The sequence below is a fragment of the Micromonospora sp. NPDC002717 genome (genome assembly GCF_040295705.1).
GTDB lineage: Bacteria > Actinomycetota > Actinomycetes > Mycobacteriales > Micromonosporaceae > Micromonospora.
Window position 1 is genome coordinate 67,374 of sequence record NZ_JBEOVW010000006.1, and the last position, 12,602, is coordinate 79,975.

The window sequence follows — 12,602 nt, forward strand, 5'->3', positions numbered from 1 at the left end:
GAACCGAACCACCCATGACCATCCCCACCATGACGCTGAACAACGGCGTCGAGATCCCCCAGCTCGGCTTTGGCGTCTTCCAGGTCCCCGACGACCAGACCGCCGCCGCCGTCACCGCCGCGATTCAGGCCGGCTACCGCTCCATCGACACCGCCGCGATCTACGGGAACGAGGCCGGCGTCGGCCGGGCCCTGGCCGCCTCCGGGCTGCCGCGCGAGGAGCGGTTCGTCACCACCAAGCTGTGGAACGCCGACCACGGCTACGACGCCACCCTGCGCGCCTTCGACGCAAGCCTCGCCAAGCTCGGCCTCGACTACGTGGACCTCTACCTGATCCACTGGCCCACCCCCGCCCGCGACCTCTACCTGGACTCCTGGCGCGCCCTCGAACGCCTCGCCGCCGAGGGGCGCATCCGCGCCGCTGGCGTCTCCAACTTCCAGCCCGCCCACCTCAAGCGGCTGCTGGACGGCAGCGCGCTCACCCCGGCGGTCAACCAGATCGAGCTGCACCCCGGCCTGCAGCAGGCCGACCTGCGCGTCTTCCACGCCCAGCACGGCATCGCCACCGAGGCGTGGAGCCCGCTCGCCCAGGGTGCCGTCCTGGACGACCCGGCGATCACCGCGATCGCCACGCGGACCGGCAAGTCCCCGGCCCAGGTGGTGCTGCGCTGGCACCTGCAGCTGGGCAACATCGTCATCCCCAAGTCGGTCACCCCGTCCCGCATCCGCCAGAACCTCGACGTGTTCGACTTCCATCTCACCGACGAGGAGATGGCCTCGATCGCCGCCACCGACCGCGGACTGCGCACCGGCCCACACCCGGACGAGCTCAACTGAGCCACGCGTCCGAGCCGGTACGCCGTCACCGGTAAGGCTCCCGAGGCCGTACGGCTCGGCCCGTACGGCCCATCGCTTCCGCTCCGTTCCGGGCAGACCGCCCGGAACGGAGCGCCGTCTCCCGCCCCTGGAAGTAACCACCGACCCCGACAGCGGGCTGTCCCGACGACTCGACCCCGACGCCGCAGCGCGTCCTCCGATGCTCGATCCACCTGGGTTGTCGAGCCGGGAGGCAACGCTACTTCGAGCCGAGCAAATCCCTGACTTGTCTACTGGAGGCAGATGCACGGGTCTGCAGCCCGTAGCGTCAGGGCGCCGGTCGGCACTGGCTCGCATACCCCTTGCCGCCCTCGGGGTGGCACTTCAAGAGCGTGCCGCCACTGGCCGGTCTTCGTCGCCGAAGGCATGACGGCAATCAAGACTCCGCCCTGCGCCCCGCGGGCGAACTGCTTCATCGAGCGCTGGGCCGCAGCCTCGGCGAGGAGTGCACCTACCACCTGCTCATCTACAACGAGGGGCACGCGCTGGCCGTAGTCGGTGAGTACGTGGACCACTTCGACAACCACCGACCACTTCAAGGACGACAGCAGCGACCACCCCACCATGACCCGGCCGTCGTCATCCCCATGAACATGCCCGTACGGCGCCGACGACGACTCTCCGGCGTGGTCCACGAGCACCACCTGACGCTGCATGGCAAGAGGTTTCATCCCCTGTTCAAACCGGGTTACCTCGCCAAACGATCTTTGTTCTCGCTGCTCACTCGCAATGTCTCTGCATCCAAGATGAAGAACGAGGAGCACGAGACATGCCGAACAGCCCCACCCGGCGCCACCTTCTGCAGGGCATAGGATTGCTGGGAGCCAGCGCGGCCGTGGGGGCGGCCCTGCCCCCAGCCGGCGCACACGCGGCCGATGCCGGGACGCCGGGGTCGGGCGGACGGCCCGATCCGTACGCACCCCGGTTCACCCTCGCGGTGATCCCCGACACGCAGTACCTGTTCGACGCCGACCGGGGCGACCCGGCCCCACTCGGGGCGACGTTCCGGTACCTGGTGACGGCACGCGCCGAAGAGAACATCGTCTTCACCGCACACCTCGGCGACGTGGTGGAGAACGCCGCTGCCGCGGAACTGGCCCAGGCGGGCGAGGTGTTCGAAATCCTCGACCGGCACCGGATGCCGTACAGCGTGCTGGCCGGAAACCACGACATCGACTCCCGCACCGACGACCAGCGCGGTGCCAGCCCTTACCTGGATGTGTTCGGACCCGCCCGGTTCCGCAAGATGTCCACCTTCCGGGGCGCCACACCGGACGGCTACAACACCTTCCACGTCTTCACGGCCGGCGGTCGGGAGTGGTTGCTGCTCGCCCTCGACTGGCGCCCATCGGCGGGCACGCTCGCCTGGGCCCGGGAGGTGCTCCGCACGCACCCGCGACTGCCCGCCATCCTCACCACCCACGACCTCGCATACGCCGACGGCACGGGCGAAGCACGGCTGTCCGGACACGGCCAGCGGCTGTGGGATTCGCTGATCAAGGAACACGACCAGATCTTCCTGACCCTGAACGGCCACTTCTGGCCATCGGGCCGCACGATGCTGCGCAACGCCGCCGGGCACGACGTCCACGTGCACATCAGCAACTACCAGGACCGCTACTACGGCGGCGGCGCCATGGCGCGCCTCTACCACTTCGACCTGGCGCGCAACACCATCGATGTCGAAACCCTATCGCCGTGGATCCTCGACAAGGACCCGACCCGGCGTAACGCCCTGGAGCAGCAGGAGGTGGAGCTGACCGATTCGACCAACCGGTTCAGCGTGGCAATCGACTTCGCCGAGCGGTTCGCCGGCTTCGCGCCGGTCCCGCCCCGGACAGCGAGGCCGGCCAGCCAGATGGTCGTCCCCGGCACCGTCGCCTACTGGCGTTTCGACCTGGGCAGCCCCGACGGGACTCCCGTTCCCGACGGCGCACCGATCCCCGACCTGTCCGGCCGCGGCAACCACCTGACCCGGGTCACCCTCCCGGGCAGCGACGCGTCGGCGCTGCGCAGCAGCAACGAGCACCACCCCGACCAGCCCGCGCACGCCAGCCTCTTCCTCAACGGGGGGAAGCAACCAGCGCGGGGGGCATACCTGCGCACCGCCGACGGCGCACCGATCAACGCCCTGACCTTCCGGTCCGGCTACACCATCGAGGCGTTCGTCAAACTACCGACGGACGTACGGGCCACGAAGCACGCCTGGATGAGCGTGCTGTCCAGGATGGGAAGCGGCCGGGACGCGGGCAAGTCCGGCGGCGATCCCGCCGAGCCGCTCGCCACACTCAGCCTCTCCGACGGCATGGCTCTGCAGTGGGCGGTCTTCCCGCTCAACCAGGAGGGCATCTCGACCAACTGGGGCCACGAGATGCGCGCCGGAGAGTGGTTCCACGTCGCCGTCGTCAACGACGGCCGGACCACGACGATGTACGTGGACGGCGCGAAGCTGCTGCGCAACCCCTCCACCCCGGCGACCGGGCTGGCCAGCAGCAACGAGCCGTGGCTGGTGGGGGCGTACCACTACGACCGCGTCGTGGAGCAGGGCTTCTACGGCTGGCTCGGCGACATCCGGATCGTGGACCGGCCGCTGCCGGTCGGCCAGTTCATGCGCGCCTGACCGCAGGCCGCCCGACGGGCGTCAACAAGAGGCCCTTCCTACCCTGGCGGCATCTAGGGGTCGTCGCAACACGTGGTCTGTTGATCAGGACGCGAGGAGTTTATGCAGGCGCTCGGCTGGGGTTCCCAGCCGAGCGTTTGCGTGGGCGGCGGTTGAGTTGGTCGGCGACGGTGGCCAGGTACTCGGGGTCGTGGGCGGACAGGTAGGTCCTTTGGGGAAGTACTGTCGCCGCCGACATGCCTCGGCGGACGCCGTCGGCGTAGCTGCCACCACAGTCCCGGCACACGATCTGGACGCCGGGATGCTGGCGCAACCAGGCGGCGAGGGTGGCGGCGGTGCCGTCGGACCAGGATGTCGATCGGCCGTCGGGCGTGCATGTCGAGAAGCACGGTGGCGTATCGGTGCCCGCTGCGGCTGACCGGTTTCCGCCATGGCCCGACCACCCGCCGCCTACGGGATGCGCCACCGGCGGCACCCGTGTCCCGCCCCGGTGTCAGTCCAGCCAGTACCAGCCGTCGCCAAGCGACCAGCGCATCCGGCAGGGGTCCGCGAAGCAGTCGAAGCTCGTGTCACCCGGCGTCCCGGTGAGGTACGCGTAGCCGGCCGCGCCGTCTGGCGTGCCGACCCAGACCGGCAGGAGGATGCCCGTCGGCCCGCTGCCCTCGGTGCCGATCCGCACCGCCCGTCCCATGGACGACACCAGGGGCAGCAGTTGGGTGACGTCGTGGCGGTTGCCGCCTGCCCGACTGATCCTCAGGACCGACGAATCACACGATCAACGTGCAAGGACGAGGCACTACGTAGCCAGGTTCTCCAGCGTCTCGAGGAGCACCTGGGACTCGGCGTCCCGCAGAATCGCCTCGCCCAGTACTGCCGCCGCCTGTGCGTACGAAGGGTCCTCCAGCACACGTCGAACCGTCCGGGCGATCTTTTTGGGCGGTGCCGTTCTGGGCAGCCGAAGGCCGGCGCCGCGCTCGGTCACCCGCACGGCGTTGTCCGCTTGATCGCGGCCGTGCGGCAGCACTACCAGTGGCACTCCCGCCGTGAGGGACTTGATGATCGTGCCGTGTCCGCCGTGCGTGACCACGAGGGCTGCGTGTGGCAGCACGGCTCGGTGCGGTGCCGATCGCACCACGGTCACGTTTGCTGGGGCCCGCACGATGGCCGGATCGAGTCCGGGGCCCGTGGTGACCAGGCCGCGTACGGGCTGGTCCGCGAGTGCGTCCACGATCCGTTGCAGGGTTCCGCCCTGATCCTGGAACGTGGATGACAGTGCGACCAGCACCAGGGGGTCGTCCGGAGGGGGTGACCACGTGATGCCGTCGGTTGCGGCCTCGGCCCAGGACGGGTCGTCGAGCACTGGCCCGACGTACCGCACGTTGGGCGGCAGGTCGGCCGGGAAGTCGAACGCCGGGCTGGTCATGAGGAGTTGATGCCGGGCGCGGCCGGGTTGGTCCAGGGCCGTGTTCCAACTCCGTCATCCCCAGGTCCCGGCGCAGGGCGTTGATCCGGGGCAGCACGTAGCGGTCCATTGTGCGCACGCTGACTGCGGCGATCAGCCGGTTCCGCGCCCGGCCCAGTCGTCCCGTGGCTGGCCGGAGGCCCATCCCCATCGGAGGCGCGCCGTCGGCGGGGAACGGGTAGATGTTGGGCAGCAGCACATCGAACGGCAGGTCCACTGACTCGGCGGCAGCCATGGCGCCGAACGCGAACACCGAGGTCAGTACCAGATCGGGGCGCTCATCAGCAATGGCGCCGAGCAGGTCGCGGGCGTATCCGGCGGCCGGGCCGGCGACCAGGTGGTCTGCCATGGCGCGTACCTGGGCGATCGGCCCCAGCTCCCAGTCCTTGTACGGGTTGTTGGCTGGGTCGCGGTCCCGCCGGTTGAGCCCCTCCGTCCATGGCACGAATACCGCGGCTGTGCGAGCGACCTCGGCGGCCATGGAGTCCTCGCCAAGCACGGTAACCCGGTGTCCCCGTTCGACCAGTCGGCGGGCGACGCCGAGTTCAGGCGGCACCGTGCCGCCGCCGTCGGTCAAAGCGAACAAATAGGTGTGCAATTCGCGGCGTACGCCTCGCATGCCGATTTCCTTCCCTTCACTCGGCGCTTTGTGATGTGCTGGTTGATCGGTGGTGTTCGGCCGGCTCCGGCCGGGGTCAGGGTCGGGTGTCGAGCCACTCCTGGAAGGTGGGGCCGGCGAGCTTGGCGTGCGGGCTGGGCAGGAACCCGCCGTTGGCGGCGATCTCGGCATCGGGCATGCCGGAGCCGTCGACGCCGACGACCTTGATGCCTCGGCGGGCACCGAGGAGTTGGGCCGCCTCTGACATGGTCTCCTTGCGGGGTCCGGCAACATCGGGGATCGGTCTTCCTGGGGCGGGTGCGTCGGGGTCGAGGGCAAGGTCGACCAGTGTCTCGGCCACGGTGCGGCAGGCCACGAGCTGGGTGGGCAGGGCCGGGATGTAGGCGACGTCGCTCCGCTGCCAGTCAAGGAGCTGACCGACGAACTCGTGGAACTGTGCGGCCCGCAGGATGCGGACGGGGAGCGGGCCGGACAGGAGGAGTTCCTCGTGTACCTTCTTGGCGGCGACGAAACCGGCGGTGGCCTTGTCGACGCCGATGATGGACGCCATGGCGATCTGGGCGACCCCCGCCTTCTGGCCCGCCTCATGCAGATTGCGGGCCGACGTGCGGAAGAAATCCGTCGCCGCCTCCTGGTCGGAGGAGTGCCACGAGGTGACGTCGATGATGGCCTCGACCCCGGTGAGGGCCTCGGCGAGGCCCTCACCGGTGATGATGTCCACGCCGGTGGCTCGGGACATCGGCACGACCTGGTGTCCTCTCTCAGCCAGGACGTCGACGACGTGGCGGCCCAGCCGCCCGGTCGCTCCCGCCACCGCGAACTTGGTGATGCTCGGTGAAGTAGGTGGCTTCGTGCCGTGGCCACGGCGGTGATGCGCTCCTCTGATTCCCCGATCCTGCGGAGGTTGTCGGTCTCCCGGATGGTGAAGTACGTGCTGCCGAGGATCTGCCCGGCGCGCAGCTGTAGCAGGCTGATGGTCGTCGGGGGAGTCGAACCGTTCTTGAGACCTTTGCAGGCCTGCGCCAACCTCCGCCATCTCGGGGACGAACGGGAGAGGGTTGGGCATGCGCGACCGGAGGTTGGTCGCCGTAGGTGTGGACATGCTGGGAATTCCTTACTCGTGGTGTTGCGTCGTTACGTGCAAGAGATCCCGGCGACCCGCTTTTTGTGACAGCGGGACCTATGTGACATGGCCCACGGGTCGTCGGTGTCACAAAGCGGCGGGGACCGGGATCGCATGGATATGGCACGGTCGCGAACGAACAGGCAGGAACCAGCGATGAGCGAACGAAGTGAGCAACCGACGGCCACAGCTCGTGGCAGTCGCATGGACGCGGCCACCGAGGCGTTCGTCGCTCACCGTAACCTTCTGTTCACTCTCGCCTACGAGATGCTCGGCTCCGCCGTCGACGCCGAGGACGTCGTGCAGGAGACCTGGCTGCTGTGGGTGGGCGTCGACCTCGGCACGGTGCTGGACCAGCGCGCGTCTCGATGGCGATGCTGCTGGTGTTGGAGACGCTCACGCCGACCGAGCGGGGCGGTGTTCGTGCTGCGCGAGGTGTTCGATGTGGACTACGACGAGATTGCCGAAGCCGTTGACAAGACTCCGGCCGCAGTACGCCAGATCGCCCACCGGGCACGGGCACACGTCGCCGCGCGCCGGCCCCGCGGCACCGGCTCCCCTGCCGAGCACCGAGCCGCGCTCCAGGCTTTCCAACGAGCGGTCGAAACCGGCGACCTGCAGAGCCTGCTCGACATCCTGGCGCCGGACGTCGTCGCCCTGAGCGACGGCGGCGGTGTCAAGCATGCCCTGCTGCGGCCCATCGTGGGGGCTGACAACGTTGCTCGCTTGCTGGCCCTCGGCTGGTGGAAACGCGACGCAGAGAGGTCGGTCGAGCTGGTGCAGATCAATGGTGGCCCGGGACTGCTCGTCCGAGTCAACGGCGAAATCGACGGCGTGGTAGCGGTGCGAGTGGAGAACGCCTACGTCACCGGCGCCTACCACGTACGCAATCCGGAAAAGCTGTCGCGCATGGAGCGGGAGACCGCCGTGACCCGCTGAGCCATTTCCAACCTTCCACGTCACAAGCAGCGCTTCCTACCCCCGACGGCTACGGGTGGCAGCCGCCCGCAGGCGTAGGTGTCAGGGCTCGGCTGCGAGCGCGTCCTGGCGCGGCTTGAGCCTGACGTCGACCCGAGAGCGGGTCAGATTCCGGCTCAAGCCGCCGTGCAGGAGCCGAATGTTGCGGGATCGTCAATCGGCCCGGGTGCGGAGGCTCCGCGTCAGGGTGGGGATCATCACCGCCGCAGGGACGAGGTGTAGCCCGAGGAGGGCGGTGATGGTGGCGGTGTCTGCCCCGGAAAGGAGGGGCGGGACCAACGAGATCGCGGTCAGCGCCACTGCCGTCCACACGAATCGCTCGGTGGGGCGAGCGCTCCAACGAAGAAGAGCGACGGCGATGACGATGCCCACGATCGAGAAGAAGCCGGTCACCACGGCGAACCCGGACAGCGGGATCGACTCGCCACCATCGGGCACCTCGAAGTCGACGCCAACGGCCTGGGCGAGCGCAGCGGCGAGGGTGGTGGCCACCATTGCTGCGAGCGTGGCAATGAAGCCGGTGACGGCGAGTCCGCGGAGCCGGTGGGTGTGGCTGGTCTGGCCCGACGCCGGGCCTGCGACGACCCCGGTGTCATTTCTGCTGTTCATGTCGTTCCTCCGTCATTCGGTAACTGGCGTACGGGGTGTGTTGACCGGCATGTGACGGCCGTGGCCCTGCGGGTGACGATGCGCACCCTCGCCGTGCGACGGCCGGGGTTCCGCAGGGCGCGGACGCCGGTGCCGCGGAGCCAGAACCCGGCGTCGCGTCCGAGGACCGGCCCGGGCTCGCCGTCGCGCAACTCCAGCTGCACCCGCCCCCGGGTGACGATGGCGAACGCGTCGCACCACTCCGCCGAGACCACCGTGGCACGCGCGCCACCGCGCAGCGCGAGCGTCCACACCGGGACTACTCCGTGCCGTCCGCCGGCAGGCGCTCCGGCAGCCCGAGCCGCAGGAACTGGTCGTCGTGGAAGATGACGATCTCGGTGATCGCCCCGCCGGTGACGCGCAGGACATCGATCGTCAGCGGCAGGTACGCGCGCTCCCGTTTCCGCCAGTGGTAGAAGGCGACGGCGGGCTGCCGGTTCACGGCGGTGGGGACGGCGCGCAGACCCGTCATGCCCTCGAAGCCGTCGTCGACCCAGTTGTTCACCACCGCGTCGCGGCCGACGTACAGGCCCGGCGTGGGCGGCATCGAGCACCGGACGTCGTCGCGCAGCATTGAGGCGAGCGCCGGGATGTCCGTGGCGACGCTGGCGTCGGTGAAGCGGCGCACCAGCTCGCGGGTCCCGGCGTCCTCCTCGCCGCCGGTCCAGTCCTGCCGCTCGGCAGGCAGATGCTCCCGCATGCCGGCGCGGGCCCGCTGCAACGCGCTGTTCACGGAGTTGACGGAGTCCCCGAGCAGCTCCGCGACGTCCTTCGCCGGCCAGCCGAGCACGTCCCGCAGGATCAGCACGGCCCGCGGGCGCGGCGCGAGGTGCTGGACCGCGACCAGGTACGCCAGCTCGATCGTCTCCCGCGCGACGGCAACCGTCTCCGGCTCGTCCGCGTCGCCCGCGGGCAGTTCGTCGAGCAGCCGGTCCGGGTAGGGCTGCAGCCACAGCACCTCGCCGCCGGTCGCCGGCTCCGGGCGGCACTTGGCGAGCAGGTCCAGGCAGGCGTTGGTGGCGATCCGGTACAGCCAGGCCCGGAACGTCGACCGCCCCTCGAAGGTCTCCCGCCGCCGCCAGGCACGGAGGAAGGTCTCCTGCACGGTGTCCTCGGCGTCCTCGAACGACCCGAGCATCCGGTAGCAGTGCACGTGCAGCTCCCGCCGGTGCCGCTCCGTCAGCCCCGAGAACGCCGGTTCGTCGACCTCGCCCAGACCGCTTCCGCCCAGCTCCTCCAGCCGCGTGTCCGCACTCATCACGTCATCCTTCCGCCTTGTCGTGTTCCGTCGTAGGTGTGACGGGTGCGGGCGCGACAACTCATCACTCGGGTCGGCCGGCATGGCTGACCCGGTGACGGATCCGGTGGCGGAGCACGACGCGCGGTACGGCGAGGAGGACCCGGGGCCCGCCGGAATGGGCGCGGGTGCGCGACCGCCTCGCTCGTGCCGGGGGCGCCTGGTTCACCACGACGCGGCGGACATGGACGCACGGGCACGGCACGAGGTCCACCGAAAGGATGGCCTTGATCGTGGCGCCGAGACCCGGCTCACCTGGGGAGATGCGCGCCCGAAGGGATTCGAAACCTGGTGCTTCCTACCAGCCAGCGTCGGAGGGCTCGCTGCTTCACCGCTGCTTTTCCCGTCCACCTGGACGCGGCCCGCCACCGCCTCGGCACGCCGATCGACCGGGGAACTTCCATCGGGACTTCAAGGCCCGCCGCCGCAAGCCTGGCGTGCGGGAGATCTCGGTGCACACCACCCCACGTACCTGACGGCCGGGACGACCACCCCTTCTCCCGGTAGTGCACGGTGATTGCCAAGCGTCAGTCCCTCGACGTCAGGCATCCACGGAGCAACCAGCAGAGCGAGCCCCACCCACCTCGCACCGGCCGCCAACCATCCAGAGTTTCAGGTCTGCCTTGCCGCCCGGTGCTGGTTGGCCAGGTCGGTGGCGAGCCCGTCAAGCCAGGGTCGAGCGTCGGACTGGGTGATGTCGAACCGGTTCCGAAGACGAAACGCCGCGACGAATGTCTCAGCGACAAGTTCGTCTGCGGCCGGCACACCGAAGCGTCGCGCCAGGTGGCGATGGATGCGCCGCGCGTGCCGGTCGATGATCGTCGAGAAGATTTCGGGATCCTCCTCGGACCAAGCGATGATTTCGGCGTCTGTCAATGCACTGTCGCCGACGTTCTTCCTCCGTCGTCGCAGGAGTCGCATGGTGGGCCTCTCACAGAAGAGCGTCATCCGTTGTCCGCATCCAGTGGCTGGACAGTTCAGGTATGGGGTGCGGCCGGCCGCTGGGACGGATGTCAGGTCCTTTGGCCGACTCGGTCGACGATGGCGAGGGCCAACACCGCCGATCCGCCTGCCGGCCCACCCACTCCGAGGAAGGTGTAGGTCTCGGGGTGGAAGACGAGCACGATCTCGCCCGAGCCGTGCGTCGATGGCCAGGTGATTCCGATGCCCGGTCGGCCCGCGGCGTCCTTGACGGGCTTCACGGCTTGCAGGTCCGGCATCGTCGCCGCGGCCTCGTAGAGCGCGGCCAGGGTCCGGGGGCGTAGGTAGCTGTCGGTGAGGTAGTAGAGGACCTCCTTGCCGACCGCATTGGCGTCGCCCGGTTCCCCCTTGGCACTCTCGGCCAGGAAGGCCCGCATCGCGGCGGCGTCGGTGGGCAGGTCGGCGCGGTAGGCGGGTGCTGGGGTGCACCGCTCCGTCTCGCCCGGTACCACCCGGCCGCCCTTCAGCACCACCGCCCGCCCATTCCGGCAGCCGGGAACGACTGTCTCCGTGCGGCTGCCGGCGGCAGAGGTCTCGATAACCAGACCGTCCCGCGTTCCGTCCACCGACGTCCAGCTCTCCCGCAGATCACGCCCCTGCTGCAGGCGTGTGTAGACGAACTGGCCCGGCCGGGGATCGACGTCGCGCACCCGCAGCGCGGCGGCCGCCGCGTTCTGCAGGATCTGGGTGGCATCGGCCCGTGCGGGTGGCGTGCTGCCACCGAGCTGGTCCGGTACGAGCACCAGTGCGGAAGCGATCGCCCCCGCCAGACCCGCCGCCGCCACCCCGCTGAGCACTAGCCGCCAGGCCGGTCGCCTCGAGCGGGAAGGCGTCGGGCGCGCGGTGGACACCGTGGGCAAGGGCTCAGCAGCCGTCGCCGCCATGGCGGTCTCCAGCCGGCTGCGGGCCAGCTCCAACCGCTCGGCTGCCGGCAGCCCGGTCTCACCGCCGAGCTGCTGAAGCAGTCGCATCTCATCCATTGCTCAGTACCTCCTCGATCGTGCTGGCCGGTGCGCCGCCCAACCGTTCACGGAGCAGCTTGCGGGCCCGGTTGAGTCGTGATCGCACGGTGCCGACCGGAATCGACAGTGCGGCGGCGACCTCGTCGTACCTGAGTTCCTCCCAGGCGATCAGCAGCAACACGTCGCGATCTCCGTCGGAGAGCCTGGCCAGCGCTTCGAGGAGGGGCCGGCGGAGTGATTGCGCCGTCACCGCGGTGGCGACCCGGTTGGCGTGCGATGCCTCGCTCGTCGCGGGGACGTACGCCTGCCGCAGCCGGTACTCGCGCTCCTCGTTTCGCCGGTGCTGGCCAACGATCTTGGTGGCGATCCCGTACAGCCACGGCCGCGCGTTCGGATAGGTGGTGTCGAAGCGGTCGCGGTGGCGGAACGCCGCGAGGAACGTCTCCGCGACCAGGTCGTCCGCAGCCGGCACACCGAGGCGCCGTGCCAGGTAACGGTGGATGTGCGGCGCGTGTCGGTCGAAGATCGTCGAGAAGGTCTCCGGGTCCTGCACGGAGCGCTCGATGATCGCTGCGTCCGTCACCGCGCCGACATCGGCGTCCAACGTTGGTCTGAGTTCTTTCACGCAAGGCCTCTCGCGGAGCAGGGAAGCATCACCTGTTATCCGCACCTCGCGGCAAGAAGGTTCATGGGTGGCGGCCAACGATCACCCTGACCGTCCTGGTGCGGCACACGGCACGCGAACCTCCACATCCTCGGGGATCAAGGTGCCGTCCAGGATCGCGTACGCCAGCTTGAACGCCGCCGCGTCGGCCTTGAACTGCGCAGTCATCGATGCCGTGCCTCTGGGCGAAGACCCGGTGGTGATCGTCCGCGTACCGAGCGTCTCCGGCGGCTCCGGTTGGTGGGGGTCGTACGGCGTCCGGCTTGGCAGATACTGGATCTCCATCTACGATCAGTGCAATTGCACACCTTACTGATGGCGTGCGTGCCCGCAGTAGGTGGTGATCGTGTTCGGTGCCGTAGGGGCGACAGAG

13 protein-coding genes are annotated in these 12,602 nt (G+C 69.4%); 3 read left to right on the plus strand and 10 right to left on the minus strand.

The genetic code is table 11. From position 1 onward, the window contains the following. Positions 1 to 14: 14 nt before the first annotated feature. Positions 15 to 836, plus strand: a complete 822-nt coding sequence (locus ABT006_RS11240; protein ID WP_350705251.1) for an aldo/keto reductase — start codon at positions 15 to 17, stop codon at positions 834 to 836. A gap of 269 nt (positions 837 to 1,105) precedes the next feature. On the opposite strand, the gene ABT006_RS11245 is transcribed toward ABT006_RS11240, so the two are convergent. Beyond that, positions 1,106 to 1,531, minus strand: coding sequence for a hypothetical protein (locus ABT006_RS11245; RefSeq protein ID WP_350705252.1), 426 nt, complete (start codon positions 1,529 to 1,531; stop codon positions 1,106 to 1,108). 281 nt (positions 1,532 to 1,812) lie between these two features. Between ABT006_RS11245 and ABT006_RS11250 the strand changes: the two genes are divergently transcribed. After that, complete coding sequence (locus tag ABT006_RS11250; protein WP_350705254.1) at positions 1,813 to 3,495, plus strand: LamG-like jellyroll fold domain-containing protein; 1,683 nt, start codon at positions 1,813 to 1,815, stop codon at positions 3,493 to 3,495. Between the two features lie 493 nt (positions 3,496 to 3,988). On the opposite strand, the gene ABT006_RS11255 is transcribed toward ABT006_RS11250, so the two are convergent. The 3 genes from ABT006_RS11255 to ABT006_RS11265 all read right to left on the minus strand — a co-directional run bounded on the left by ABT006_RS11255 (position 3,989) and on the right by ABT006_RS11265 (position 6,390). Continuing rightward, positions 3,989 to 4,186, minus strand: coding sequence for a hypothetical protein (locus ABT006_RS11255; protein ID WP_350705256.1), 198 nt, complete (start codon positions 4,184 to 4,186; stop codon positions 3,989 to 3,991). A 105-nt stretch (positions 4,187 to 4,291) separates the two neighbouring features. Continuing rightward, on the minus strand, positions 4,292 to 4,954 hold the full coding sequence (locus ABT006_RS11260) for a glycosyltransferase (RefSeq protein WP_350705673.1): 663 nt from the start codon (positions 4,952 to 4,954) through the stop codon (positions 4,292 to 4,294). A gap of 698 nt (positions 4,955 to 5,652) precedes the next feature. After that, positions 5,653 to 6,390 carry an SDR family oxidoreductase gene (locus tag ABT006_RS11265; protein ID WP_350705258.1) on the minus strand — a complete coding sequence of 246 codons (738 nt, stop codon included), beginning with the start codon at positions 6,388 to 6,390 and terminating at the stop codon, positions 5,653 to 5,655. Between the two features lie 465 nt (positions 6,391 to 6,855). On the opposite strand from ABT006_RS11265, the gene ABT006_RS11270 reads away from it, so the two are divergent. Then, positions 6,856 to 7,638 carry a sigma factor-like helix-turn-helix DNA-binding protein gene (locus ABT006_RS11270; protein ID WP_350705260.1) on the plus strand — a complete coding sequence of 261 codons (783 nt, stop codon included), beginning with the start codon at positions 6,856 to 6,858 and terminating at the stop codon, positions 7,636 to 7,638. A gap of 192 nt (positions 7,639 to 7,830) precedes the next feature. Here the strand turns inward: ABT006_RS11270 and ABT006_RS11275 are convergent, their stop codons facing one another. The 6 genes from ABT006_RS11275 to ABT006_RS11300 form a co-directional block, all read right to left on the minus strand. After that, positions 7,831 to 8,172: a DUF6069 family protein gene (locus ABT006_RS11275; protein ID WP_350705262.1), complete on the minus strand. Its 342-nt coding sequence runs from the start codon at positions 8,170 to 8,172 to the stop codon at positions 7,831 to 7,833. A gap of 412 nt (positions 8,173 to 8,584) precedes the next feature. Continuing rightward, positions 8,585 to 9,583 carry an RNA polymerase subunit sigma-70 gene (locus ABT006_RS11280; RefSeq protein ID WP_350705264.1) on the minus strand — a complete coding sequence of 333 codons (999 nt, stop codon included), beginning with the start codon at positions 9,581 to 9,583 and terminating at the stop codon, positions 8,585 to 8,587. Between the two features lie 651 nt (positions 9,584 to 10,234). Beyond that, entirely contained in the window at positions 10,235 to 10,543 is a 309-nt protein-coding gene (locus ABT006_RS11285; protein WP_350705265.1) for an RNA polymerase sigma factor, read from the minus strand. 92 nt (positions 10,544 to 10,635) lie between these two features. Next, a complete protein-coding gene (locus tag ABT006_RS11290) occupies positions 10,636 to 11,583 on the minus strand; it encodes a CU044_5270 family protein (protein WP_350705267.1) in 948 nt (315 codons plus the stop codon). Next, positions 11,576 to 12,190 carry an RNA polymerase sigma factor gene (locus tag ABT006_RS11295; RefSeq protein WP_350705675.1) on the minus strand — a complete coding sequence of 205 codons (615 nt, stop codon included), beginning with the start codon at positions 12,188 to 12,190 and terminating at the stop codon, positions 11,576 to 11,578. The genes ABT006_RS11290 and ABT006_RS11295 overlap by 8 nt, the downstream gene beginning before the upstream one ends. Positions 12,191 to 12,271: 81 nt before the next feature. Further along, a complete protein-coding gene (locus ABT006_RS11300) occupies positions 12,272 to 12,514 on the minus strand; it encodes a hypothetical protein (RefSeq protein ID WP_350705269.1) in 243 nt (80 codons plus the stop codon). Positions 12,515 to 12,602: the final 88 nt, after the last annotated feature.